Annotated in this window: 23 protein-coding genes; 13 read left to right on the forward strand and 10 right to left on the reverse strand. The window is 65.8% G+C overall.

The window, feature by feature from the left end; translation table 11 throughout:
- Nucleotides 1–19: 19 nt before the first annotated feature.
- The 5 genes from HV681_RS16640 to HV681_RS16660 all read right to left on the reverse strand — a co-directional run bounded on the left by HV681_RS16640 (nucleotide 20) and on the right by HV681_RS16660 (nucleotide 4,921).
- Nucleotides 20–1,372 (reverse strand): carotenoid oxygenase family protein, encoded by a 1,353-nt coding sequence (locus HV681_RS16640; protein ID WP_175124097.1) that lies wholly within the window; start codon nucleotides 1,370–1,372, stop codon nucleotides 20–22.
- A gap of 102 nt (nucleotides 1,373–1,474) precedes the next feature.
- The gene (locus HV681_RS16645) at nucleotides 1,475–2,440 is read right to left on the reverse strand and encodes a DMT family transporter (protein ID WP_175124195.1); all 966 of its coding nucleotides are present in this window, start codon (nucleotides 2,438–2,440) and stop codon (nucleotides 1,475–1,477) included.
- 2 nt (nucleotides 2,441–2,442) lie between these two features.
- Complete coding sequence (locus tag HV681_RS16650; protein WP_175124098.1) at nucleotides 2,443–2,778, reverse strand: thioredoxin family protein; 336 nt, start codon at nucleotides 2,776–2,778, stop codon at nucleotides 2,443–2,445.
- Nucleotides 2,779–2,786: 8 nt separating this feature from the next.
- The gene (gene ertE, locus HV681_RS16655) at nucleotides 2,787–4,064 is read right to left on the reverse strand and encodes an N-carbamyl-l-glutamate amidohydrolase ErtE (RefSeq protein WP_175124099.1); all 1,278 of its coding nucleotides are present in this window, start codon (nucleotides 4,062–4,064) and stop codon (nucleotides 2,787–2,789) included.
- Nucleotides 4,065–4,126: 62 nt separating this feature from the next.
- Nucleotides 4,127–4,921 carry an enoyl-CoA hydratase/isomerase family protein gene (locus HV681_RS16660; protein WP_175124100.1) on the reverse strand — a complete coding sequence of 265 codons (795 nt, stop codon included), beginning with the start codon at nucleotides 4,919–4,921 and terminating at the stop codon, nucleotides 4,127–4,129.
- Nucleotides 4,922–5,061: 140 nt separating this feature from the next.
- Between HV681_RS16660 and HV681_RS16665 the strand changes: the two genes are divergently transcribed.
- On the forward strand, nucleotides 5,062–5,973 hold the full coding sequence (locus tag HV681_RS16665; protein WP_175124101.1) for an SDR family oxidoreductase: 912 nt from the start codon (nucleotides 5,062–5,064) through the stop codon (nucleotides 5,971–5,973).
- On the opposite strand, the gene HV681_RS16670 is transcribed toward HV681_RS16665, so the two are convergent.
- Nucleotides 5,937–6,668, reverse strand: coding sequence for a TetR/AcrR family transcriptional regulator (locus HV681_RS16670; RefSeq protein ID WP_175124102.1), 732 nt, complete (start codon nucleotides 6,666–6,668; stop codon nucleotides 5,937–5,939). The two genes, HV681_RS16665 and HV681_RS16670, sit on opposite strands and share 37 nt — an antisense overlap.
- Nucleotides 6,669–6,822: 154 nt before the next feature.
- Between HV681_RS16670 and HV681_RS16675 the strand changes: the two genes are divergently transcribed.
- The gene (locus HV681_RS16675; RefSeq protein WP_175124103.1) at nucleotides 6,823–8,460 is read left to right on the forward strand and encodes an acyl-CoA synthetase; all 1,638 of its coding nucleotides are present in this window, start codon (nucleotides 6,823–6,825) and stop codon (nucleotides 8,458–8,460) included.
- A gap of 141 nt (nucleotides 8,461–8,601) precedes the next feature.
- Entirely contained in the window at nucleotides 8,602–10,458 is a 1,857-nt protein-coding gene (locus HV681_RS16680) for a phosphoenolpyruvate carboxykinase (GTP) (RefSeq protein WP_175124104.1), read from the forward strand.
- 118 nt (nucleotides 10,459–10,576) lie between these two features.
- Here the strand turns inward: HV681_RS16680 and HV681_RS16685 are convergent, their stop codons facing one another.
- Nucleotides 10,577–11,455, reverse strand: a complete 879-nt coding sequence (locus HV681_RS16685) for an aldo/keto reductase family oxidoreductase (RefSeq protein ID WP_175124105.1) — start codon at nucleotides 11,453–11,455, stop codon at nucleotides 10,577–10,579.
- Nucleotides 11,456–11,564: 109 nt separating this feature from the next.
- On the opposite strand from HV681_RS16685, the gene HV681_RS16690 reads away from it, so the two are divergent.
- Nucleotides 11,565–12,470: a LysR family transcriptional regulator gene (locus tag HV681_RS16690; RefSeq protein WP_175124106.1), complete on the forward strand. Its 906-nt coding sequence runs from the start codon at nucleotides 11,565–11,567 to the stop codon at nucleotides 12,468–12,470.
- 50 nt (nucleotides 12,471–12,520) lie between these two features.
- Nucleotides 12,521–13,150 carry a class I SAM-dependent DNA methyltransferase gene (locus HV681_RS16695; RefSeq protein WP_175124196.1) on the forward strand — a complete coding sequence of 210 codons (630 nt, stop codon included), beginning with the start codon at nucleotides 12,521–12,523 and terminating at the stop codon, nucleotides 13,148–13,150.
- Nucleotides 13,151–13,240: 90 nt separating this feature from the next.
- Here the strand turns inward: HV681_RS16695 and HV681_RS16700 are convergent, their stop codons facing one another.
- Complete coding sequence (locus HV681_RS16700) at nucleotides 13,241–13,759, reverse strand: O-acetyl-ADP-ribose deacetylase (RefSeq protein ID WP_175124107.1); 519 nt, start codon at nucleotides 13,757–13,759, stop codon at nucleotides 13,241–13,243.
- A 325-nt stretch (nucleotides 13,760–14,084) separates the two neighbouring features.
- On the opposite strand from HV681_RS16700, the gene HV681_RS16705 reads away from it, so the two are divergent.
- Together HV681_RS16705 and HV681_RS16710 are read left to right on the forward strand one after the other, a co-directional pair.
- Nucleotides 14,085–15,275, forward strand: a complete 1,191-nt coding sequence (locus HV681_RS16705; RefSeq protein WP_175124108.1) for a GGDEF domain-containing protein — start codon at nucleotides 14,085–14,087, stop codon at nucleotides 15,273–15,275.
- A gap of 107 nt (nucleotides 15,276–15,382) precedes the next feature.
- Nucleotides 15,383–16,075, forward strand: coding sequence for a hypothetical protein (locus HV681_RS16710; RefSeq protein ID WP_175124109.1), 693 nt, complete (start codon nucleotides 15,383–15,385; stop codon nucleotides 16,073–16,075).
- A gap of 180 nt (nucleotides 16,076–16,255) precedes the next feature.
- On the opposite strand, the gene HV681_RS16715 is transcribed toward HV681_RS16710, so the two are convergent.
- Nucleotides 16,256–17,233, reverse strand: coding sequence for a hypothetical protein (locus HV681_RS16715; protein WP_254594997.1), 978 nt, complete (start codon nucleotides 17,231–17,233; stop codon nucleotides 16,256–16,258).
- Between the two features lie 397 nt (nucleotides 17,234–17,630).
- Between HV681_RS16715 and HV681_RS16720 the strand changes: the two genes are divergently transcribed.
- Complete coding sequence (locus HV681_RS16720; RefSeq protein ID WP_175124110.1) at nucleotides 17,631–18,161, forward strand: hypothetical protein; 531 nt, start codon at nucleotides 17,631–17,633, stop codon at nucleotides 18,159–18,161.
- A 9-nt stretch (nucleotides 18,162–18,170) separates the two neighbouring features.
- Nucleotides 18,171–18,524 carry a DUF2185 domain-containing protein gene (locus HV681_RS16725; RefSeq protein ID WP_175124111.1) on the forward strand — a complete coding sequence of 118 codons (354 nt, stop codon included), beginning with the start codon at nucleotides 18,171–18,173 and terminating at the stop codon, nucleotides 18,522–18,524.
- Nucleotides 18,525–18,644: 120 nt separating this feature from the next.
- Here HV681_RS16725 and HV681_RS16730 read toward each other — a convergent pair whose 3' ends face one another.
- Complete coding sequence (locus tag HV681_RS16730) at nucleotides 18,645–19,508, reverse strand: pirin family protein (protein ID WP_175124112.1); 864 nt, start codon at nucleotides 19,506–19,508, stop codon at nucleotides 18,645–18,647.
- 169 nt (nucleotides 19,509–19,677) lie between these two features.
- Here HV681_RS16730 and HV681_RS16735 point away from each other — a divergent pair, with 169 nt between their 5' ends.
- From HV681_RS16735 to HV681_RS16750, 4 genes are all read left to right on the forward strand, one after another.
- Entirely contained in the window at nucleotides 19,678–20,226 is a 549-nt protein-coding gene (locus HV681_RS16735) for a DNA-deoxyinosine glycosylase (protein ID WP_175124113.1), read from the forward strand.
- A 179-nt stretch (nucleotides 20,227–20,405) separates the two neighbouring features.
- On the forward strand, nucleotides 20,406–21,179 hold the full coding sequence (dsrO, locus tag HV681_RS16740; protein WP_175124114.1) for a sulfate reduction electron transfer complex DsrMKJOP subunit DsrO: 774 nt from the start codon (nucleotides 20,406–20,408) through the stop codon (nucleotides 21,177–21,179).
- A gap of 19 nt (nucleotides 21,180–21,198) precedes the next feature.
- A complete protein-coding gene (gene nrfD / locus HV681_RS16745; protein WP_175124115.1) occupies nucleotides 21,199–22,233 on the forward strand; it encodes an NrfD/PsrC family molybdoenzyme membrane anchor subunit in 1,035 nt (344 codons plus the stop codon).
- 21 nt (nucleotides 22,234–22,254) lie between these two features.
- The gene (locus HV681_RS16750; RefSeq protein ID WP_437340387.1) at nucleotides 22,255–25,470 is read left to right on the forward strand and encodes a tetrathionate reductase subunit A; all 3,216 of its coding nucleotides are present in this window, start codon (nucleotides 22,255–22,257) and stop codon (nucleotides 25,468–25,470) included.
- Nucleotides 25,471–25,490: the final 20 nt, after the last annotated feature.

A 25,490-nucleotide genomic window follows, 5' to 3' on the forward strand; every position in this document is an offset into this window, starting at 1 on the left:
GTCTGCGACGCACCCGACGCTAAGCGGCCGCCTGCAAAGGCATCCAGGATCCGTGCAGCCCGGCGGGCACGCGGCGCGGCAGGCGCACCTGCGCGACCGGCCCGGCAGCCAGGTCGCGCGCGTCCAGCACGATGAACCGGCCGCCCGCGTCGTCTTCAGCGTGCACGAAGCTCAGGAGGTAGCCGTCCGCTTCACCCGCGCCGGCCGGATCGGCGGCAAACACCGGTTCGCACGCGGTCTGCCCGGCGGGCAGGCGGTACACGGTCTTCGCACCCGTCTCGACGTCATAGCGTGCAAAGGCCTCGAAGGCGCCCGGCTGCGGCGTTTCGCCCGGACGCGGATCCCGCAGGCCGGCATAACAGAACCGTGTGCGCCGGCCCAGCCACGCGTCGTTGACCCGGCCGAACTCGCAGGGCTGGTCGTCCAGCGTCTGGTCGTCCACGCGTCCGCTGGCCATGTCGATACGCAGCCGGTGCATTTCCAGCCGCTTGCGCGACGTAGGCCCGTAGCCATCGTGCCAGGGCAGCACCGCCTCGATCACGTTGCCGTCCACGTAGGCATTGGCGACGTGCCAATTGAAGAAGGGGGCGGCCTCGATCCACCGGATCTGCGCCGCGTCGGTGCAGTCGCGCGGCACCAGCAGCACCTGCGTGCCGCGCTGCGGCTCCCACCCGGGCGCCGCCGGTCCGCGGCTGAAGTCGAACACCAGCGGGCAGACAAACGCCACCACGTGGGTGGCGGTCAGGCCGATGTCGTGAACCAGCGCCGGCCAGGGCGATGCAAATGCGACCTGGCGGTCCACCCGCCCCGTGCTGTTCAGCCGCATGTATTCAAGCGTGCCTGCCATGAGGTCGTAATTGATCGCCAGCATTTCCCCGGTCAGCGGGTCGACCTTGGGATGCGCGGAGAAGGCGCCGGCGAGCTTGCCCTGGAAAGTGTTGGCGCCGACCGTGCCCAGTGCGTCGTCCAGTTCGTACGGGCAGCCGCCTTCGTACAGCGCGTGGATGCGGCCTGCATGGCGCAACACGTTGGTGTTGGCCAGATTGGCGTACGGCGGGGGGGCGAACGTGGGGTTGTAGATACGGTGGCCGGCGTCCCGTTCTTCCTGCAGTTCGGCAGTCAGCACCCAGCGGTTGCGGTAGCGCGCGCGGCCGCCGTCCAGGTAGAGCGCGTGGATCATGCCCGTGCCGTCGAAGGGATAGGAATAGCCCGGGCCGGGCTCGAATTGCGGATTGGGGCCGTTGCGCATGAAGACGCCGGACAGGCCGGGGGGCAGGGCGCCTTCAATGGGCAGGTCCGCGTCGTCGCGTTCGTCGAAGACCGGCGCGAAGGCGCGGGTCAGGGCGGGGTTGTCGCTGTGCCAGGGTTGCATGTGACCTCCAGGCCGAGGCCGCGCACCGGGCTGGATGACACCGCGAGCCCGGGGGCGGCAAAAGTCCGTTATATCCGCCCGGGCCGCCGGGAAAAAGCCGAGTTAACCATGATGGGAATTGCGCCGCGCCTGACGCTTGCGCAGCCGTTCCCGCACCATTTCGGCCCCGCTGACCAGCGTGATTCCCGCCAGCACCATCACCGCGCCGATCACGAAGCCCGCATCCAGCGGTTCATCCAGGATCAGCACGCCGAAGCTGACGCCGAACAGCGGCGTCATGAACGACAGGATGGACAGGCGGGACGCCAGATACCGGCGCAGCAGCCAGAACCAGGCCAGATAGCTGGTCAGCGCGACGACGACCGACTGGAACACGACGCTGAGCACGGCGGCCGGGGTATAGCGGATGCCATGATGGCCGGTGGCGGCTGCAAAGGCCAACAGGCCTATCGAGGCCACGGCCATCTGATAGAAAAGCGTCTTGGCCGGGGCGGCTTCGGACAACGACGTCTTGCGGATCGCCACCGTCGTCGCGCCCCACAGGAGTCCAGCGAGTAGTCCCATCGCGTCGCCCAGCAGCATGTTGCGCGCGCCGTCGTGCGCCAACGGCTGGCCGCCCTTGACCAGGAACGCCACCGCGATGCCGCAGAAGGCCAGCGCGACGCCCGCCCATTGCAGCGGCTTAAGACGCTCTTCGGGTAGCAGCCAGTGCAGGCCCAGCGCCGCGAAGATCGGCGCGGTGTACAGGAACACCGACATGTGCGAGGCCGTGGTGTAGACCAGCCCTTGCGCGACGAACAGGAATTCGCCCGCAAACAGCAGCCCCACGATCAATCCAGGCAGGAACGTTCCGTCGGTGAACGCGCGCTGCCCTTCGGCGCGCCACACCACGACGGCCAGCACCAGGGCCGCGAAGGTGGAGCGCAGCCCGATCTGCATGATGGGCGCGATGTCGTCCGCGACCAGCTTGATGGCGATCTGCTGGAAGCCCCAACACACGCACAGCGCCAGCATGGCGCCGGTGGCCAGCGTGTCCAGCGGCAGGCGCAGCGGCTTGGCGGCGGTGATGTTCACGGCAGTTCGGCGGGGTAGCTGTCTAGCGCCAGGCCGATTTGCTGGCGCAGGTCCCATTCGGCCAGCGAGGCTTGCACCGGGCCATAAAAGGCGCCGTCGCGGGCGACGAACATGGCGGGCAGGTGGAAGACCTCGTAGCGCTCGACCAGGCCGCGGTTGTCGCCGGCGTCGATCCAGCAGATGCGCTCGACCGGCAGTTCTACGCCCGGAAGCTGCTCCCGCGCCACGCGGCAGGTGCCGCAGGTGCGGCTGTGAAAGACGATGAGCGACAGGCCGCGCGCGTCCAGCAGAAAGCGGTCGGCGGTGCTGTCGTTGAGTTCTATCTGTTCCATCGTGTGTCTCAAGCGCCGCGCAGCACGCGGTCCAGTTCCAGTACCGACTGGTACAGCACGCGCGTGCCGTCCAGCAGTTGCGCGGGTTCGATCCATTCTTCGGGGCAGTGGCTGCGGCCGTTCAGGCAGGGGATGAAGATCATGCCGATAGGGCCGGTGGGCGCCATGTACACGGCGTCGTGGCCGGCGCCGCTGGGCAGCCGCATCGACGCGTAGCCAAGCTGGTCGGCGGCCGCCTTGACCGCGTCCATGACCAGCGGCGAACAGTCCGTGGGCTGCGCGCGGCTGAGCTGCGTGAAGCCGGCCGTCAGACGCAGCGCCTTCAGGTCGTCGGCCACGCCCGCCATCAGGGTTTCGGGAAAGGCGTCGAGCACGGCGTTGCTGTCGCTGCGCATTTCCAGCGTCATCTCGACCCGGCCCGGCACTGCGTTGGCCGCATTGGGCGTCATGGTCAGCCGGCCGACGGTGGCGACGACGTAATGCGGATTGCCGCTGGCCGCGCTGGCCTGCCGGTTGGCGGCGTCGATGATGCGGGCCGCGCCCACCAGCGCGTCGCGCCGGATGTCCATGGGCGTAGTGCCCGCGTGGTCAGGTTGGCCCTCGACCACGATCTGCACGCGGCGGATGCCGACGATGTTGGTGACCACGCCGATCGGCAGCTGGCGGCTTTCCAGCACGGGGCCTTGTTCGATGTGCAGTTCGACAAAGGCGGCGGTTTCGCCCGCACGGCGCAGCGGGGCGTTGAGTGCGGACGGGTCGCCGCCGATGCGGGCAATACCCTGCGCCAGCGTCTCGCCCTGCGGATTGCGCGCGTCCAGCATGTCGGCGCTGAGCTGGCCGCACAGCGCGCGGCTGCCGACACAGGAAATGCCGTAGTCGCTGGGTTCTTCGGACAGGAAGTCGATGACTTCGAAAGGATGGTCGAGCGTGATGCCGTGTTCCTGCATCGTGTGCGCGACTTCGATGCCGGCCAGCACGCCGATGATGCCGTCGAAGCGGCCGCCGGCCATGACGGTGTCGCAGTGCGAGCCGGTGGAAATCGGTTTGCGCGTGGCATCGCGCCCCGCGCGAGTGCCGACCAGATTGCCGCCCGCGTCCAGGCGCGTGGTCAGGCCCGCGGCTTCGAACTCGCCGCGCAGCCAGGCGCGCGCGTCATCGAATAGCGGCGAAAAGGCGCGGCGCGTCCAGGGGACGTCAGGCAGGGTGAATTTGGACAGGGTGTCGACGCGCGACCAGAGGCGTTCGGCGTTCAGCGGGGGAAAGGCGGGCGGTGTGGCTTGCGGCATGAGACTTCCAGAAGATCCGCCCTGGATTATGGCATCAATGGCGCGGCGTCCTTGCCCGCCGCTTACGTCGCGCCGCGCCAGGACGGTTCACGTTTTTCCAGGAAAGCCGTCACGCCCTCGCGCGCTTCCTCGGTGCTGCGGATCGCCGCAATGCGTTCGACCGAGTCGGCAATCAGGGTGGCGTCCAGCGGCCGGCCGGCAAAGTCGCGCACGAGCCGCTTGCTGGCCTGCACGGCGCCCGGCCCGTTCGCGCACAGCGTGCGGCAGAGCGCTTCGGCGGCCTCAAGCGCCTGGGCCGCCGGGACGACCTCGTGCACCAGCCCCAGCCGCAGCGCGGTCGCGGCGTCGAAACGTTCGGCGGTCAGGAAATAGCGGTTGGACGCGCGCTCGCCCAGGGCGCGGATCACGTAGGGGCTGATGGTGGCGGGCAGCAGGCCCAGGCGGGTTTCGGACAGGCAGAAGTGCGTGCTGTCCGCCGCAACCGCGATGTCGCACGCGGCCACCAGTCCCATGCCGCCCGCGTAGGCGTCGCCGTTCACGCAGGCGACGATGGGTTTCGGGCAGGTCCAGACCGCGTGCAGCATGTCCGCCAACCGCGTGGCGTCCTTGCGGTTGTCCGCATCGGTCAGCGTGCCCATTTTGCGCATCCAGTTCAGATCGCCGCCGGCGCAAAATGCCTTGCCCGCGCCCGTCAGCAGCAGGACCCGCACCTGGGAATCATCGACCGCAGTCTGGATCGCGGCCGTCAGCGCGGCGATCAGCGTCTCGTCGAACGCGTTGCGCATGTCCGGCCGGTTCAGCGTCAGGCGGGCGAGGGCGCCTTCTATGGTCAGGTCCAGCGGTGCGGTCAGCATCATGCGCGGTCTCCGGTGTTGTTGATGATGGCTCAACAGGTATTCCGATCAATTCGGTTGATTCTATGGGCAAAAGCGCGGCGTTGCGATGCTTGTTTTCGGTAGATTGAGTTATCCTCAACAAAAAATTTTCGGAGACAGACATGAATCAGCCTGCGGGGAGTGGCACCGCCGATCAGCGTTACGCATCGGTATTCCGGCCAGGATTGTTTGACGGCAAGACGGTCATGGTCACCGGCGGCGGCAGCGGCTTGGGCCGTTGCACCGCGCATGAGCTGGCGGCACTGGGCGCGCACTTGGCGCTGGTGGGACGCAACCCGGACAAACTGCGCGCGGCGGCCGAGGAAATCGCCCGCGTCTATCCCGAGGCCGCCGATCGGATCAGCCAGCACCCCTGCGACATCCGGGACGAAGCCGGCGTACGCGGCGCCGTCACCGACGCGCTGACCGCGCACGGCCGCATCGACGGCGTTTTCAATTGCGCAGGCGGCCAGTTTCCCGCGCCGCTGGACCGCATCAGCCTCAATGGCTGGAACGCCGTCGTGCAGAACAACCTGCACGGCACCTTTCTTGTGTCGCGCGAGGTCTATACGCAGCACATGCGCCAGCACGGCGGCGCCATCGTCAACATGCTGGCCGACATCTGGGGCGGCATGCCGGGCATGGGACACTCGGGCGCGGCGCGCGCGGGGGTGTGGAACCTGACAGAGACCGCCGCCTGCGAATGGGCGTATGCCGGCGTGCGGGTGAACGCCGTGGCGCCGGGCTGGATTGCATCCAGCGGCATGGACAGCTACGACGAGCACTACCGCGGCGTGCTGCGCGAGCTGAAAACCAAGGTGCCGCTACAGCGCTTTGGCACCGAGGCCGAACTGGCCGCGGCCGTCGTCTTCCTGCTGTCTCCCGCGGCCGCGTTTATCAATGGCACCGTGATCCGGGTGGACGGCGGCGTGCCGAACGCGCGCCATTCGTGGAACCTGCAGCCGGCCGAGCGCGGCGAGACCTACAACGGCTTTCCTCAGTACGTGCCGCCGTCGCTGTTTTCGGAAGACTGAAGCCGATGCAGCGCGTTCTGGACTTCGCCCCGGAATTGCGCCAGCGCCAGGGCGTCCTGGCGCGGCGGCTGCAGGGCCTGCCACAGAAAACCGACCAGCTGGTCGGCCGTGGCGGCCACATCGACATTGACCTCCGCACCGCGCCGCATCGCGTCCCACAGCACGTGCTCCATCGGCCCGTACACCGCCGAACGCAGCAGCCGCAGCGGCATGTCCTGGCGGATGTCGCCGTCGGCCTGGCCTTGCGCCAGGATGCGCATCAGCGGCGCGGTGTAGCGGCGCTGCAGGTCGGCGTAGATGTCGCCGAAGTCGTCGTTGCGCGCGCGGCCTTCGGAAAGTATGAAGGCGCACAGGCCCGGACCTTCGGCCAACAGATGGCGCAGATGCGTGTGGACCAGGTAATGCAGTTGGGCACGCGCGCCGTGGATGTGCGGCAGGTGGTCCTCCACCCGCGCGATGATCTCGTCGTACCAGTCACTGATGACGCGCACGCAGAGTTCGCGCTTGCCGCCAAAGTAGGTGAAGACGGTGGCTTCCGAGACGCCCAGCCGCTGCGCGATTTCGGTGGTGGTGGCCGCGTGAAAGCCCGCTTCGGAGAACACCTGGCGCGCGACCCGCAGGATGTCGCGGATGCGTTGTTCGGACTTGGCGCTGGCCGGCGGGCGGCGCATCGGGACGGCTGGGCTTTTTTCCATGCAGGCTACAGGCGAAAAAGGGGCGGGCGGCCTGTCTGGCCGTCCGCGCGAGGGCCTATTATTGAGCGACGGTCAACTTCATGGCAAGGCGGGGGGCAACCCGCCGCCGCAGCGGGCCTTTCATGGCAACAACCATAACGATCAAGAGACAACCATGCTGCACAGAGCAGATTCCTACGCGCAAGTCGTGTCCGCCTTCCAGTGGCAGGTGCCCGCGGCCTATAACATCGGCGTCGACGTGTGCGACAAATGGGCCGACGGCAGCGGCCGGCTGGCCCTGATCTATGAAAAGAGCGACGGGGCGCAAACGCGCTATACGTTCGATCAGATCAAGGCGCAGTCCAACCAGTTCGCCAACAGCCTGGCGCGCTACGGCATCCGGCGCGGCGACCGCATCGCCATCTACCTGCCGCAGGCGCCCGAAACCGCCATCGCCCACGTCGCCGCCTACAAGATGGGCGCGGTGGCGGTGCCGCTGTTCACGCTGTTTGGCGTGGACGCCATCCAGTTCCGGCTGGCCAACAGCGGGGCGTCGGCCCTCGTTACGGACGCGGAAGGCTGCCGCAAGCTGCTGGAAATCCGCGACAGCCTGCCTGATCTGAAAGTGATCTATTGCATCGATGGCGACGCCGGGGCTGCGGGGGGCACGGTAGGCGCGCTGCCGTTCCACCAAAGCCTGGCGCTCGAATCCGACGCCTTCGACCCGGTCGCGACCGCCGCCGACGACCCGGCCGTCATCATTTACACGTCCGGCACCACCGGCAAGCCCAAGGGCGCGCTGCATGCGCACCGCGTGCTGCTCGGCCATCTGCCGGGCGTGGAGATGTCGCACGAGTTCTTTCCCGAGAACGCCGTGCTGATGTGGACGCCCGCTGACTGGGCCTGGATCGGCGGGCTGCTGGACGTGCTGCTGCCGTCGTGGCACCACGGTGTGCCGGTGCTGGCGCGGCGGTTCGAAAAATTCGATGGCGCTTCGGCGCTGGAACTGATGGCGCGCCACGGCGTGACGCACACCTTCCTGCCGCCGACCGCGCTGAAGATGATGCGCGGCTGCGACTGGCCGGACCACGCCGGGCCGCGCGCGCTGCGCTCGGTGGCCAGCGGCGGCGAATCGCTTGGGGCCGAACTCATCGACTGGGGCCGCCGCGTGCTGGGCGTGACCATCAACGAGTTCTACGGCCAGACCGAATGCAACATGATCGTGTCCTCGTGCTCGTCGCTGTTCGACCCCTGCATCGGCGCCATCGGCCGCGCCGCGCCCGGGCATCGGGTCGCTATTGTGGATGACAGGGGAGCCGAAGTGGCCGATGGACAGGAGGGCAACATCGGCGTACTGCGCCCGGATCCCGTCATGTTCCTGGGGTACTGGAAAAACCCGGAGGCAACGGCGGAAAAATTTGCCGGCGATTACCTCCTGACCGGCGACATCGGCGTGCGCGATCCGGAAGGCTTCATCCGCTTCGTGGGCCGCAACGACGACGTCATCACCAGCGCCGGCTACCGGATCGGCCCGGGACCCATCGAAGACTGCCTCATCGGTCACCCCGCGGTGCGCATGGCGGCGGTGGTGGGCATGCCGGATGCTGAGCGTACGGAAATCGTGGTGGCGTTCGTGGTGCTGAACGAGGGTGTGGTGGGCGACGAAGCGCTGGTCAAGGCGCTGCAGGCGCATGTCCGCACCCGGCTGGCCGCGCACGAATATCCGCGCGCGATCCGCTTTGTAACCAGTTTGCCCACGACCGCGACCGGCAAGATCATCCGCAGGGAGTTGCGTGCCGGATACCCCGCATAAGCGGACTCACCCGGTGACAATCTCGCCCATGTGGATGGGTTGACTGGCTGCCCGGCGCTGCAAGTATGATTGCGCAAACTGGATACGGCCCCTCTCAATTGGGGCCGTATCACCTTTAGCCAAAGTATGGAGATAGCCCCAATGAATAAGCCTTTGGACGGGGGATTGGCAGCCTTGAACGTGCCCGCGTACGTCAAGCATCGCGGACTGATCGACTGGGTCGCCAGTTTCGTCGCGCTGGCCAAGCCTGATCGCGTGGTGTGGTGCGATGGCTCGCAGGAAGAGTACGATCGCCTGTGCGAGCAGATGGTCCAGGCCGGCACCATGCGCCGGCTCAACCCCGCCAAGCGCCCCAATTCCTATCTCGCGTGGTCCGATCCGTCCGACGTGGCCCGGGTTGAAGACCGGACCTTCATCTGTTCCGACCGCGCCGAAGACGCCGGCCCCACCAACAACTGGGCCGATCCCGCTGAAATGCGCGACACGCTCAACGGTCTGTTCGACGGCGCTATGCGCGGCCGCACGCTGTACGTGGTGCCGTTCTCGATGGGCCCGCTGGGTTCGGACATCGCCCACATCGGCGTCGAACTGTCCGACAGCCCGTACGTCGCCGTGAACATGCGCATCATGACGCGCATGGGCAAGCAGGTTTATGACGTGCTGGGCACCGACGGCGACTTCGTGCCGTGCCTGCACTCGGTCGGCAAGCCGCTGGCCGAAGGCGAAGCCGACGTGGCCTGGCCGTGCAACCCCACCAAGTACATCGTCCACTTCCCCAAGACCCGCGAAATCTGGAGCTACGGCTCGGGCTACGGCGGCAACGCGCTGCTGGGCAAGAAGTGCTTCGCGCTGCGCATCGCGTCCACCATGGGCCGCGACCAGGGCTGGCTGGCCGAACACATGCTGATCCTGGGCGTCACCTCGCCCAAGGGCCGCAAGTATCACGTCGCCGCCGCCTTCCCGTCGGCATGCGGTAAGACCAACTTTGCCATGCTGATCCCGCCGCAAGGCATGGACGGCTGGAAGGTCACCACCATCGGCGACGACATCGCCTGGATCAAACCCGGCCCCGACGGCCGCCTGCACGCCATCAACCCCGAAGCCGGCTATTTCGGCGTGGCCCCGGGCACCAGCGAGCAGACCAACTTCAACGCCATGGCCACGCTCAAGGCCAACGTCATCTTCACCAACGTCGCGCTGACCGACGACGGCGACGTCTGGTGGGAAGGCATGACCAGCACGCCGCCGGCGCATCTGGTGGACTGGCAGGGCAAGGACTGGACGCCTGAAATTGCGCGCGAAACCGGCCGCAAGGCCGCGCACCCGAACGCGCGCTTCACCGCGCCGGCCGCGCAGTGCCCGTCCATCGACCCCGAATGGGAAAACCCCAAGGGCGTGGTCATCGACGCCTTCATCTTCGGCGGCCGCCGCTCCACCACCGTGCCGCTCGTCACCGAAGCGCGCAACTGGGTCGAAGGCGTCTACATGGCCGCCACGATGGGCTCGGAAACCACCGCCGCGGCCGCTGGCCAGCAAGGCGTGGTGCGCCGCGACCCGTTCGCCATGCTGCCGTTCTGCGGCTACAACATGAGCGACTACTTCGGCCACTGGTTGAAGCTGGGCAAGCAGCTCGAAGCCGCCGGCGCGACCCTGCCGCGCATCTATTGCGTGAACTGGTTCCGCAAGGGTCCGGACGGCAAGTTCGTCTGGCCCGGCTTTGGCGACAACATGCGCGTGCTGCGCTGGATGCTGGGCCGCATCGACGGTCAATCCAAGGGCGTGGATCAGGTGTTTGGCGTGTCCCCCAGCTACCAGGACATCGACTGGACCGGCCTGGAATTCAGCCCGGACAAGTTCGAGCAGGTCATGTCGGTCGACGAAAACGCTTGGCGCGAGGAACTGGCGCTGCACCATGAGCTCTTCGGTCAGCTGTCGCAAGGCCTGCCCGACGAACTGCGCACCACCAAGACCGAGATCGAGGGCCGTCTGGCGGCTTGATGCCATTGATGGTTACCGGTTGATCGAACCCGCCTGCGTTTACGCAGGCGGGTTTTTTATTGCCGGCCGCGGAATCCGCAGGCGCGTCCGCTCGGAGTTTAGCTTTGCCAGGCCGGGCTTAAACCGTTTGGCTGGCCGCGATGCCGTCCAGCGCCTTGGCCACGTCGTCCGGCAACTGCAGCGACGCCGCGGCCAGGTTCTCCTTCAGATGTTTCTGCGAAGACGTGCCGGGAATCAGCAGGATGTTCGGCGAGCGGCGCAGCAGCCAAGCCAGCGCGGTCTGCATCGGCGTCGCGCCGATCCGCGCGGCCGCGTCGTTCAGGATGGACGACTGCAACGGGCTGAACCCGCCCAGTGGAAAGAACGGTACGTAGGCGATCCCTTCGCGGGCCAGGTCGTCGATCAGGGCGTCGTCGGCCCGGTGGGCGACGTTGTACTGGTTCTGCACGCAGACGATGTCGCAGATGCCGCGGCCCTCTTTCACCTGCGTGGCCGTCACGTTGCTCAACCCGATGTGGCGGATCAGCCCTTGCTGCTGCAGGCCGGCCAGCACGGACAGCGGCTCCTCGATGGACCCTTCCGCCGGGCCATGGACGTCGAACATGGCGCGCAGATTGACCACGTCCAGCACGTCGCGGCCCAGGTTGCGCAGGTTGTCGTGCACCGCCCGGGTCAACTGCTCGGCAGAGAACGCGGGATTCCACGAGGCATCGTCGCCGCGCACCGCGCCCACCTTCGTCACGATCACCAGATCGTCGGAGTAGGGGGCCAGCGCTTCCCGGATCAGTTGGTTGGTAATGTGCGGGCCGTAGAAATCGCTGGTGTCGATGTGGTTCACGCCGGCGGCAACCGCGTCGCGAAGCACGGCAAGCGCGGCGTCGCGGTCTTTGGGCGGACCGAACACGCCCGGTCCGGCGAGCTGCATGGCGCCGTAGCCAAGGCGATAAACCTGGCGTGCGCCAAGGGGGTAGGTGCCGCTGTCTGCAAGGTGGGTCATGTTCGGGTTCCTGATTGCGGTGAAGGAGTGGGGATGGGCAAACGATAGAGCTTTCGCCACTTGCTGATAAGCCAATACAATCCGCACGGCTTGTACGGAAAAATGCACAATGGCGACCGACCTTGATGACCTGAATGCCTTCGTCGCCGTGGCGCGCGCGCGAGGGTTCCGCGAAGCGGCCCGGACGGCGGGCACAAGCGCGTCGCGCCTGAGCGACACCGTGCGCCGCCTGGAGGCGCAGCTTGGCGTGCGGCTTTTCAACCGAACGACGCGCTCCGTGGCGCTGACCCAGGCCGGCCAGGAACTGCTGGCCCGGCTGGCGCCCGCGCTGACCGAGGTCGAGGCGGCGCTGGACGCCGTCAACGGGTTCCGCGACAAGCCGGCGGGCACGCTGCGGCTCAACGTGCCGCTCAGCGCGGCCAAGCTGGTGCTGCCGTCCATCGTTCCCGACTTTCTGGCGGCCTATCCCGATATCCGACTGGAGGTCGTTGCCGAGGAAAGCTTTGTCGACGTGCTGGCTGCCGGATGCGACGCAGGCATCCGCTACGACGACCGGCTGGAGCAGGACATGATCGCCGTGCCCATCGGCCCGCGCGTGCAACGCTTTGCAGCCGGCGCCTCGCCCGACTACCTGAACCGGCGCGGGCGGCCCGCGCATCCCGAAGACCTGATGCAGCACGCCTGCCTGCGCGGCCGCTTTCCCAGCGGGGCGATGCCTGCGTGGGATTTCGAGCGGGGCGGAGAGACCGTGCGTATCGATGCGTCCGGACCGTTGGTCGTGCAGATTGGCGGCGCGGTCGATCTCGCTGTCGACGTCGCTATCGCGGGGGCGGGCGTCATGTATCTGTTCGAAGACTGGCTGCGGCCGCACTTTGAAAGCGGGGCGCTGGAGCCAGTGCTGGAGCCGTGGTGGCCGCAGTTTTCGGGGCCATTTTTGTACTACTCGGGCCGCCGCCTGGTGCCGTCGCCGCTGAAGGCGCTGATCGAGTTCATCAAAGCGCGGCCGTTTCCTTGAACGGCGCGTCCCGCCTCGCCGCCTCGCGCCGTTTGATGCACAATCGCCTGATGCACCTGGATCCCGAAGACCTCGCCAAGATCACGTCCCTGACGCTCGCCCATTACGAAGAGAACGCTGATTCCTTCCAGGCCGGCACGCGGGACCACGACGTCAGCCAGAACATCGCCGCCTTGCTGCGGCACATCGACGGTGAACCGCCGTTCGACATCCTCGATCTGGGTTGCGGGCCGGGGCGCGACCTGAAGACTTTCCTCGCGATGGGACACCGGCCCGTGGGCCTGGACGGCACGCCGCGTTTCGTGGAAATGGCGCGCGAGGCAAGCGGGTGCGAGGTCTGGGAGCAGGATTTCCTCCGGCTCCAACTGCCCGCGGCGCGCTTTGACGGCATCTTCGCCAACGCCGTGCTGTTTCACGTGCCGGGGCAGGAACTGCCGCGCGTGCTCAAGGAACTGCGGGCAACGCTGCGGCCGCGCGGCGTGCTGTTCAGTTCCAATCCCCGTGGCGGCAACCAGGAAGGCTGGAATCGCGGGCGCTATGGGGCGTACCACGATCTCGACGGCTGGCGCGCACTGATGGAGGCCGCCGGATTCGACGAGCTTGAGCACTACTACCGGCCCGACGGACTGCCGCGCGAGCAGCAGCCGTGGCTGGCCAGTGTGTGGCGCCGGCGGGATTAGCGGGGCGGAACTGAAAGGCGTCGATGAGCGGCGATCCCGTGGCCAGGCAATCGGGGGCAGACGGCAGAGCGGCCGCCTCCTCGCGTCGCGTCATTCAGGTGGCCGGTTCAAAACTCGCTCGTAGTGACTCAGGTCAGCGTCCGAAAAGCAGCAGAAGATGACCTCTTGAATTGACGAATCCCTCGACAGGCTTACACGAACGATATCGACAGCAATCTGCGCCGCCAAATCAATGGGATAGCCATAGATGCCGGTGCTGATGCTGGGAAACGCAATCGAAGCCACGCCTTTTTCCTCCGCCAGCGCAATGCAGCGTTGATAGCAGCTTGCCAAGAGTGCCGGCTCCCCGTTATTCCCACCGCGCCAAACCGGGCCCACCGTGTGAATGATGAAGCGCGCGGGCAGCCGATATCCGCCGGTCACCTTCGCATCGCCTGTCTTGCATCCGCCCAGCAGCCGGCACTCATGCACCAGATCAGGTCCCGCGGCACGATGAATCGCGCCATCCACGCCGCCACCGCCCAGCAATGAGGAGTTAGCGGCATTGACGATCGCGTCCACTTGAAGCTTGGTGATGTCCGAGCGGATGGTTCGCAGGGTGGTGGTCATCTGAATTCTCCTCGTGACGGGAATGCAGCGGCATTATCCCGGCGTTATTCAACTGGTCAACCGCCGGCACTTCTGCCGCACCGACGTGTCGGACGGCCACTTTATCGCCAATTCCGAGCGTGTCTGACGGCTGCTTTACTGCTAATTCCGAGTGCGTTTGATGGCTACTTTATCGCCATTTCCAGGCGCTCTCGGCCGAACTCCTGGGATTAATACCCGCCGACTACAATGAGCGCCGCCCACGCAGGTCGCTGGGTGTCCATCGCTGACCACCGCCCAGTGGCGCCGGCGCAGGAAATCCGCTTTCCCTCTCGACGTCCCTCTCATGGTTGCCTCCACCCTTGTTGGCATGCTGTGCGCACACCTGCTGTGCTTTTCCGGCATGTTCCTGCTTATCAGCCGTCGCCTGCCTGGCAACAGGATGGGGATGGACGTCTTTGCCGTGGGCAACCTGCTGCTCGCGGCGGCCTACATCCTGCAACTGGTCGAAGGCGGCCCCGCATGGAGCGTGATGAGCGTCGTCAATCACTGCCTGACGCTGGCCGCGCCAATCGCGTACCTGCTAGGCGCCATGCGATTCTTCGGGCATCAGGTGCGCCTGTGGTTGCCGCTGGCGGTGTTTTGCCTGGTGTATGGGTTATTGCAGTGGCTGGTGCAATGGCAATTCGGATCGGAAGCGCGCTACGCCATGCTGGCGGCGGCAGCGACGCTTCTCTTCTTCGCCATGACCGTCACGGTGCTCTGCGGCACGCGCACGTTCGCCAAAGACTTGCGCGCAGAAATGATCTTCTTCGCCTGCCTGATCGGCGGAATCTGTGTGCTGAACGCGTTGAAGTTCCTGAAGATTACGGAGGGCGGCCTGGACGCGCTGCATATGGACAGCCGGTTCCAGATGATTTTCTATATCTACATGTCGACGCTTGCCACCATCGTGCCGCCTTCCATTGTCTGGCTGGTGTTGCGCCGGCTGACCGATAGTCTGCGCAATATGGCGGCGCGGGATCCGATGACGGATTTGCTGAATCGCCGGGGGCTGACGGAAGCGCTAACTCAATACTTCAACCGCCGGAACGCGGCGCCGGCGTATTTGCTGGTCTTGGACGTCGATCATTTCAAACGGATCAACGACAGCCGTGGTCATCAGGCGGGCGATGAGGTGATCTGCCACGTGGCGGGGCTGATTCGTGCTGGTGTGCGCCGTGGCGATTTGACCGGCCGGGTCGGAGGAGAGGAGTTTGTCGCTGTGCTGCTTGAATCGGGAGTGGCAGACGTCATGGTCCTGGCGGAGCGGCTGCGCGCCAGTATTGAGAACCAGCCGATCCACGTCACCGGCGGGGACGAGCCGCTGCGCTGCACGGTCACGATTGGCGTTTCGTCGCAGTTTTATGGCGCGGATGGGTTGGAAGAGGCGCTTCGGGAGGCGGATGTGGCGCTTTATCGAGGAAAGGCTGGGGGGCGGAATCGGGTGGAGCTGGGCGGTGATGATGGCGAAAGCGTGATAGCCAGGATCGCGTAAGCTGAGGCGAGGTTGTGAAGGCTGAAACGGCGGCTTTCGGCCAAAATCAGTCGTTCAATTTCGTGGCAAACTTTGCGATCAAATCGCTTGCCTAGGAAACATCGACCTTGCCGAACGCCCTCCGATATCTATTGCCGCCGGCCTTGCGTCGGACAGTGTCGGCGCTGGTCTTTCTGGCCACCGCCGGGTGGGGGACAAGTTACGGCGATACAACGGCCAAGGCACCGCTACGCAAGCTGAACCCCGCTCCGACGCAGGCCTATGAGATACGGCTCACACTTGCCAATGCGTCCGATCTCTCAAGTGCAGCCGACGGCAAATCGCCGTTTACGGTAGTCGAAGGTACTGCGCAATTCGACGCCAGCAACGGCGCGCGCTGTGGACAATCCAACGCGGTGTCGGGCCACGTGCCGACATTGACCAGCCACGAACCATTCCGCCTTTCCCGTATATCCGCCACCGAGTACGCGGGCATCGTGTACGCCGACATGCTGCTCAATGAAGACTATTACGGGCGGGGGGTATGCCATTGGGCATTGACAGAGGCCCGCGTCGCCTTGCGAGCACGGGCGGACATTGCCGATACGCGATTTGTAGCCGGGCTGCCTGCGAAAGAAGTGCTCGCGGGCGGCACACAGGTGCGCTATTTCTGGAAAGGGTATTACCCGCGATTCGAGGACGGGCAACATGCTGAGTATGGAAGGGACCAGTTGGATGCCGTTCCGGCCGATAAGCTTAACGAGTTCTTCACCGTGACGCTGACGGCCAGGAAGATCGCTGGCGACGTTCAACGCAAGTGAATGCAGGAGCTTTTCATCTTGTCGTCACTCTTAGGGGGTTGCTCCTCTGGACAGATGAACATGCTGATGGACGATCGGAACAAAACCCACTTTTCCCGTCATCGAGGGAATTCTGGGAAGTTTCCACGCCGACTAGAGCACTGGCAAAACTGAGCGACTTCGGCATCTTCCGCGCGATGCTCAGCTAGCCGGTACAAGCCTTCTCGAACCGCCATAAAGCGCCAGCTTCCCAATCCAGCATCCCAGCATCAGCAGCGCCGCGTACACCACGAGCATCACCACCGCCACCACGTTGGAATCCGCGGCGCGGATCAGCTGGTCCCATGTCATTGCCCGAATCGCCAGAAAGCCCAGGCCGACCCCCAGCACTTGCGCCAGCCAAAAGGCCAGCGTGCCGAGCGCGACTGCACGCCCTTGACGCGAGTCGCCGACCGGGTGCGGCAGGATTTTCAGGCAGACCACCGTGCACAGCAACAGAAGCAGGACGGGCAGGATCAGGAAACCCAGCGCATATTGCAGCCAGCCGACGGTGAGTGATTGCGCATTCAGGTAGGTGCCCATGGCGATGCACACACTCAATTGCCAGCCCAAGATCATCGACCCAGCACTCCAGGCCGCGTGACGCTGTTCATACGCGGGACCACCGGCGTGATCTGCAGGCTGAACGGTCCGCATGGCGATGCGCACGGCAAGGTGCGCGCCCACCACTTCCAAGGCGACGGCCAAGGCACTGAGCAACAGGCTCATTGTCAGGAATTTGTTGGCGGCGCTGGCGTGCTGCACGGCATACAGCACCAACACGCTTTGCAGATAAATCATCAGCGCCGACACGGCCAGCGAGAACACCAACGTCAAGATGATGGCGATGCCGAAAAGTTTGCCCGGCGCGTCTACTCCATGCCTGTCGTGCTGCCGCAGCCAGCGATGCGTGGTGCTCCATATCGTCAAGCCAACAAAAATGGACGAAGCCGCGATGTTGGCCAGGAACGGCACGAGGTATTGCGGCAGGATGAACGTTTCGCGCAGTTGCGCGGATTCGGGAAGTCCGACCAGTGTGTAGCCTTGCACCAACGCGGCGTAGGCAACGCGCACGAGGACGACTGTCAGTGCCAGGCGCCAAGCGAGAGAGTAGGGAGAGCGGGCGGTTGCGGTCATCATCGTTGAGTGGAAGTGTCGAGAGATAACAGCGGCGGAAAATAATTAGGGATCGAACATATCACGGGCCTGCAGGGCGACATGCGAGGACGATGGCGTGTATTGCGTTGCTAACTATTACTGGGAATTGCTAAGGGAAAACCCATAGGTTTGTGAACCATTCATCCAGCATTTCGCTGTGCTGCAAGACGCGCCAGGCCGGCTCATTCGGCAGCACGATCGGCCAACCGTAAATTGCCTGACACGAAATTTCACGTTATCCACTTTCTATTACGGGTTTGCCGCGCTCGGCAATATGCGCGCGTGAATGGCGGTGATACAAAGCGAGCCACGATGCGCATGCCGGTGGGCCCGCCGCCGAGCGCGTGAATTTCCCCTCGCTGAATACGGAGTCTTGAACGTGCAATTCCACGCTAAGAGCATGAGCCAGTTAGCGCTCGGTATCGGTTCGGCGCTAGTCTGCGCAGCGATGCCGGTTTCGGCCGGGGCGGCTGAAGCCAGCGCCAGTTTGAAATGGTCCACGGATCCCAGCACGCAATGCCGCTTCGTTGCGCCGGAATCTCTGGGCGATGGACCCAAGTACTGGACGGGTTTTTGCTCCAGCGTCACTGGCGTGGCAACCGGCGTCGGCACGATTGTGGCTCGCACGGCAAATCAGGCTGGCCCCGCCTTTTATGGCGAGTTGCGCGCTGGCGTCCCGATTATCGGCGTAGTCAGTGACGGGGCCGGCTACCGCGCAGGCCTGTTTGACGGCAAGGAGATCGGCACCTCCAAGGAAGCTGAGCGAGTGGATATCGACGACAGCTTCAAGGTCGCCGAGCGTGCCGCGATGCAGGTCAGCGCGTATTATGCGCAGCAAAAGAACACGGCATCCGCGAAGCATTATCAAGGCGTCGCCAAACAGTTTGCCAGCCAGTTGGAACGGGATTGAGTGAACGCCATGAACAGACCCACCAAAACTTTCAAGCTTGCACCGGCTGAACTCAAACCCCTGGCTACCGGCAAGGGCGGATGTATTGCCACCGACAGGATCACGGTGCAAGGCAGGCCAGTGGGCTACATGGTGCGTGAGGCACCTATGTTCCCCGAAGACAGCGGCTGGGCTTTTCAGGCCGGGGACGAGACGCAGGCTTACATGGATGATCCGTCGAATCACGGCGTTTTCGACGTGAACACCATCGCAAACCTCTCCCCCGACATCATCCCGCTCCTCGATACGCCACCGCCTGCGGCGTTTGCCCGGACGGCGGCGGGTGAACTGGTGCAGGTGCCGTATGAGGCGCCTTTGGAATAGGCGGGTCCTCGCCGCGCCAGTCGGCATCGTGATCGTCAGATCTGCCTGGCCCCAAAACGCGACCGCGCCCGCATGCCGTTCACTGGCATGCGGGCGCGGGGGTCTGGCGGAGCGTTCGCCTTAATGCATCTGCCCGTACTTCCCGGCGTTGAAGTCCTGGATCGCCTCCACGATTTCCGCTTGCGAGTTCATCACGAAGGGCCCGTAGCCAACGACCGGCTCAGCAATCGGCTCACCGCTCAGGATAAGGAACACGGCGTCGTTATTCGCTTCGACCGTGATGTCCTCTCCCTCTTGCGAGAAAAGCGCCAACTGCGCATCCCGCGCGACAGCTTCGCCGTTGACCAGAACCGTGCCGCGCAACATCACGAGCATGCTGTTGCGGCCCGGCGGAATCGGGAAGGTCGCCGTCTTACCCGCCGCCAGCTTTACATCCCACACATCCATCGGCGTGAAAGTCCGCGCCGGCCCCGCCTGGCCACCGTAGCTGCCCGCGATCACGCGCAGCGAGCCCGCGTCATCCGGCAGCGCTACGACCGGAATGTCTGCGTTGAGAATCCCCTGATAACCGGCGGGCGCCTTCTTGTCTTTGGCGGGCAGGTTGACCCAGAGCTGCACCATTTCCAGCTTTCCGCCCGTGCGGGTGAAGGCGTGGGAGTGGAATTCCTCGTGCAGGATGCCCGATGCCGCCGTCATCCACTGGACATCGCCGGGGCCGATGACGCCGCCGTTGCCGGTGGAGTCGCGGTGTTCGACTTCGCCGCTGTAGACGATGGTCACGGTCTCAAAGCCACGATGCGGGTGCTGGCCGACGCCGCGGGGCTGGCTGGCCGGGCCGAATTCGGCGGGGCCGGCGTAGTCCAGCAGCAGGAACGGGCTGGTGTCGCGGCCCTTGTCGTTGTACGAGAACATGGAGCGAACCGGAAATCCGTCGCCCACCCAGTGGGGGCGGGGGCTGGCGTGCACGCCGAGGATCTTCTTCATGGTGAGGTTTCCTGTTGCGCGGCCCCTTCGGGGCCGTTCGTCATAGGCAAGAAGATAAGGGCGGAATGCCGATATCGGTAGTGCCTGTGGCTGATAAGCACTGTTCCATGCGGCGAACGATCAACGCGGGCGGGAGGCACGCCCGCCCCGGGCAGGTATCCTTCCGGGCATGGACAAGATCAGGGACGAAACCGCGGCGGCGCGGTGCGAGACGGTGGTGACGGGATTTGCCCCGGTCGTGGGGGAGGGTGCGCGCGTGCTGGTGCTGGGCTCCATGCCCGGCGTGGCCTCGCTGCGGCAGGTGCAGTACTACGCACATCCGCGCAACGCGTTCTGGCCCCTGGCAGCGCGGATCTTCGGGTTTGATCCGGGCCTGGCCTACGACGAGCGCTTGCGTGCGTTGCAGGCTAACGGCGTGGCGCTGTGGGATGTGTTGCAGGCCTGCGAACGGCCGGGCAGTCTGGATGCCGACATCCGGGGCGATACGCTGGTGCCGAACGATTTTCAGGGATTCCTGAACCTTCATCCGTCCATCGGGCGCATCTGCTTCAACGGTGCGAAGGCCGCGGCAATGTTCCGGCGGCATGTGCTGCCGACGTTGCAGGCGCCCGGGCTCGACATTTACGAGCTGCCCTCGACGAGTCCCGCCCACGCGGCGGCCAGTTTCGAGCAGAAACTGACGGCGTGGGCGCCCGCTTTGAAGTTTTCGACGCGCTGAAACTGCAGCCCGTGGGCAGATTGCATGGCATCTGTTCCCCACCACCCCTCACGCCAAACGCGATTGCGCCGTTCCACCGCCGCCTTGACTCCGTCCCCCAATTGACAGATATCAAGGCGCTATATAACTACAGGTGATAAGTTAATTTCCGTAACACTTAAACGTTTCGGAGTTTAACGATGCACACCCCCCACAGCCCCCCGGAAACGCCGCTCCCGGGCAAACGCGGTTTCCTCAAGGGGCTCCTAGGCCTGGGCGCCGCCGCCTCGGTCATTCCCATCCACGCCGAGGCCGCGCCGGGTCTCAATGGCCAACCGCCGCGCCGGCCCGGCATGGCCGGCAAGCGCTACGGCATGGTCGTCGACATGCGCAAGTGCATCGGCTGCCAGTCCTGTACGGTGAGCTGTTCGCTGGAAAACGTACCGCCCATCGGACAGTTCCGCACCACCGTCCTGCAGTACGAAGTCACGCCCGATACCGGCGGCCCCTGTTCGATGGTCATGCTGCCGCGCCTGTGCAACCACTGCGACAAGCCGCCCTGTGTGCCGGTCTGTCCGGTGCAGGCCACGTTTCAGCGCGAGGACGGCATCGTGCTGGTCGATAACGCGCGCTGCGTGGGTTGCGGCTATTGCGTGCAGGCCTGTCCCTATGACGCCCGCTTCATCAATCACGAGACCCAGACTGCGGACAAATGCACGTTCTGCGAGCACCGGCTGGAAGCCGGACTGCTGCCGGCCTGCGTGGAAAGCTGTGTGGGCGGCGCGCGCGTGATCGGCGACATGAACGATCCGGACAGCGCGATATCCCGGCTGCTGGCCGAACACAAGGCCGACATCAAGGTGCTCAAGCCCGAGATGAAGACCGATCCCCACGTCTTTTACATCGGCCTGCCCGATGCGTTCGTGCATCAGGTCGACGGCCAGGCCGGCGTGCGCCTGGCGGGCGGTCACTGACACGGAAGGGGAGACTCTCATGCGAATTTCTGAATTGCTCACGCCGGTCTACGACGCTGCCTGGTTGCCCTGGGCCGTGCAGTATTTCTTTCTGATCGGCATCAGCGCGACCACCGCGCTGACCGCCGCCTTTGCGACGTTCGGGCGGGCGGATTCCGCCCCGCGCCGCTTGCTGCCGGCCGCGGTGACGGTTCTGCTGGTCAGCGCCATCGCCGCGCCGGTGTCGTTGCTGGCCGACCTGCATCAGCCCGGCCGTTTCTGGCACTTCTATGCGCACATCACGCCGTGGTCGTGGATGTGGCTGGGGGCGTTGCTGCTGCCGGTCTTCGTGACGCTGGCGCTGCTGTTCTGCGCGGCGTGGTGGTGGGGGCGGATCGGGTGGCTGCGGGTGGTGGCGGCGGCCCTGGCGCTGTCGGCGCTGTCCATCCTGGTCTACACCGGGGCCGAGGTAATGGTGCTGCGTTCGCGGCCGTTGTGGCACACCGTGTTCCTGCCGGTCAACTTTGCGCTGACCGCCTGGCTGGGCGCGTTGGGCGCGATGTTCCTGGTGGGCGGCTGGCTGCCCGGCGGATTGCGCGCGTTGCCGGTGGAGATGTTGCGCCGGCTGAGCGTGACCGCCGTCGTGATGATGGCCCTGGGCGCGGGGGCGTGGGTGCTGCTGGGCCTGCTGGGACTGGATCCGTCCTTCGAGGCGGCGCTGCGGCTGTTCGCGGACTTTCCGATCTGGCGACTGAGCCTGGCGGGCGCCGTGATCACGGCCTTCTGCATCGTCGGGCTGTTGCAACGGCCGGCGCGCACGCTGGCGGCGCCGCTGCCGTCGGCCGCGTTGGCGCTGACGATGCTGGGCGCGGCGTGGATCTTCCGCTGGGTGGTTTTCATGAGCGTGCAGGGCGTGCCCAAGTACGGCGCAGGACTCTACCTCTACGACATGCCGTGGGGCAGCGACGGGCTGCTCGGCATGGTGGGCGTGCTGGGGCTTTGCGTGGCGCTGATCACCGCCGTCACCTGGGCCCTGGACATCTTCCCCGCGCGCGCACGCGCCGTGGCCGCCTGAGCGCGCCGAGACGATAAGCACATGGATAAGAAAGCAATGGACAAGCAACACGAAGATGACAAGCGTCGCGACGCTGACGATGGCCCGGACCAGCCGCGCGACGAGGCACGGCGCAAGCTGATGATGCGCGGCGGCATGGTGGCCGGCGGCATGGCAGCGTTTGCGGCGGGCTATGGCGACACGGTCGTCAAGGCGGTGAAGGGCCTGGCGCAGGGCACCGCGGGCGTGCCGACGACGCACGCCGTGCGCGGCAATTCGCTGACGCCGGAGTTTCGCATCGATCCGCTGACCGGCGCGCTGAGCGCCCAGCCGGGCCAGATCGTCAGCCCGTCGAGCTGCCTGGGCTGCTGGACGCAATGCGGTGTGCGGCTGCGCGTGGACACGGCCGAGAACCGCATCCTGCGCGTGGCCGGCAACCCGTACCACCCGTTGGCCACGACGCGGCCCGCAGCGATGGACACGCCCGTGCGCGATGTCTATGCGCAACTGGGCGGCGACAGCGGGCTGGAAGGGCGCGCCACCTCGTGTGCGCGCGGTTCGGCCATGCTGGAACAGATGGACAGCCCGTACCGCGTGTTGCAGCCGATGAAGCGAGTGGGCAAGCGCGGCGACGGCAAATGGCAGACGATCAGCTTCGAGCAACTGGTGCAGGAAGTCTGTGAAGGCGGCGACCTGTTCGGCGAAGGCCACGTGGACGGCCTGCGCGCGATCTTCGACCGCGAGACGCCGCTGGACCCGGACAATCCGGAGTACGGCGCGAAGGTCAACCAGTTCCTCTTTACCGACGCGTCCAACGAAGGGCGCACGCCGCTGATCCAGCGCTTTGCCGGGCAGTCGTTTGGCACGGTCAACTTCAGCAATCACGGCTCGTACTGCGGCCAGAGCTTCCGGGTGGGCGCGGGCGCGGCGCTGGGCGACCTGAAAGGCATGCCGCATGGCAAGCCGGATTGGGACAACGCGCGCTTCGGGCTGTTCATCGGCGCGGCGCCGGCGCAGGCCGGCAATCCGTTTCAGCGCCAGGCCCGCCAATTGGCCGAGGCGCGGGTGCGGCCCGGGGAAGCCGCGTTCACCTACGTGGTGGTGTCGCCCGTGCTGCCGGCCTCGTCCAGCCTGTCGGCGGGATCAGGCAATGAATGGGTGCCGGTCAATCCGGCCAGCGACCTTGCGTTGGCGATGGCGCTGATCCGCTGGATTCTGGACAACGAACGCTTCGATGCGCGCATGCTGGCGCAACCCGGTCCGAATGCCATGAAGGCGGCGGGCGAGGCGGCGTGGACGAACGCGACGCATCTGGTGGTGGCCGAACCCGGTCATCCTCGCCTGGGCGCGTTTTTGCGTGGCGCCGACATGGGCTGGGCGCGACCGGCCGATGCGGACGAAAAATGGGAGGACGTATATGTCGTGCGGCTGGCTGACGGCACGCTCGCGCCGCACACGACGGCATCATCGGCAGAACTGTTTGTGGACGACTCCATCGCCGCGCCTGGCATGCCCGGTAACCCGGAGGCGCTGCGCGTGCGGTCCTCGCTGACCCTGCTGCGCGAGGAGTCGCGCCGCAAGACCCTGGACGAGTACGCGGCGCTTTGCGGGGTGCCTGCTGCCAAGATCGCGTCGCTGGCCGAACGCTTCACCAGCCACGGCAAGCGCGCCGTGGCCGATGCGCACGGCGGCACGATGAGCGGGTCGGGCTTCTACACCGCCTACGCCATCGCCATGCTGAACACGCTGGTAGGCAACCTGAACGTCGAGGGCGGACTGGTGCTGGATGCCGGGCCATTTCCGCCTTACGGCATGGGGCCGCGCTACAACATCGCCGGCTTTGCCAACAAGGCCTCGCCCAAAGGCGTGTCGCTGTCGCGCAACCGCTTTCCGTACGAGAAGTCCAGCGAGTTCAAGCGCAAGAAGGCCGCGGGCCAACCAGCGTACCCGGCTGCGGCGCCCTGGTATCCGGCCACCGGCGGACTCAGTTCGGAGATGCTGGCGTCGGCGCTGGCAGGCTATCCGTATCGCGCCAAGGTCTGGTTCAACCACATGAGCAACCCGGTGTACGGTATTGCCGGGTTCCGCCACGTGGCGCTGGAAAAGCTGAAGGACCCGCGCATCCTGCCGCTGGCGGTGTCGATCAACCCGTTCATCAACGAGACCAATGCGCTGGCTGATTACATCGTGCCGGACACCGTCACGTACGAAAGCTGGGGCGTGTCGGCGCCGTGGGCCGACGTGGTGGCCAAGGCCTCGACCGTGCGCTGGCCTGCGGTGCAGCCGCGCGTGTCGCGTACCGCCACGAACGAGCCGGTGTGCCTGGAGACCTTCCTGATCGCGTGCGCCAAGCGCCTGGGCATGCCGGGGTTTGGCGAGGGCGCCATCTCGGACAAGGACGGCGGCAAGTACGCGCTGGACACGGCCGAGGATTTCTTCCTGCGCGGCATGGCCAACATCGCGTTTGCAGCGGGACGTCCGGTGCCGGAGGCCAGCGACGACGACATGGCGCTGACTGGCGTCGACCGCTACCGCGACCTGTTGCAGACCAAGCTCAAGCCGGGCGAATGGCGGCAGGTTGCGATGCTGATGAGCCGGGGCGGGCGCTTCGACCGGATGGAAGACGCGTGGACGCAAGCCGGCGAACAACCGCGCCGCACGCGCGGGGCCTACGCCAAGCCGCTGCATGTCTGGAGCGAGGAATTGGCGGGGTTCCGCCACGCGATGACGGGCGAGCGCTATAGCGGCTGTCCCACCTGGTACCCGACGCGCCTGGCAGACGGGCGCGATATGCGGGATGAATACCCGCGTGAGGACTGGCCCTTCCTGCTGAGCTCGTTCAAGTCCAACCTGATGAGCTCGCTGTCGATCGGCGTGAACCGTCTGCGGCAGGTGCATCCGCACAACCCCGTGTCGATCAGCCGGCAGGACGGCGAACGGCTGGGCATCCGCAGCGGCGATACGGTCCGCATCGTGACGCCGGGCGGGTCGGTGACGGGGCTGGCCCTGCTGCGCGATGGGGTTCAGCCGGGGGCGGTGGGCATCGAGCATGGTTATGGGCATACCGAGCTGGGCGCGCGCGCGCATGTCGTCGACGGCAAGCCGATGCCGCACGATCCGGCGCTGGCGGCCGGGGTCAATCTGAACGATCTGGGCTTTGGGGACGCGACGCGCGGCCAGCACGCCAACGTCTGGATCGATTGGGTATCGGGCGCGGCGGTGCGGCAGGGTTTGCCGGCGCGGATCGAGCGGGTTTGAACGGGTGTGAGCCGAAAGCG

Source organism: Achromobacter animicus (genome assembly GCF_902859585.1).
In the GTDB taxonomy this organism is placed as follows: Bacteria; Pseudomonadota; Gammaproteobacteria; order Burkholderiales; family Burkholderiaceae_B; genus Achromobacter; species Achromobacter animicus.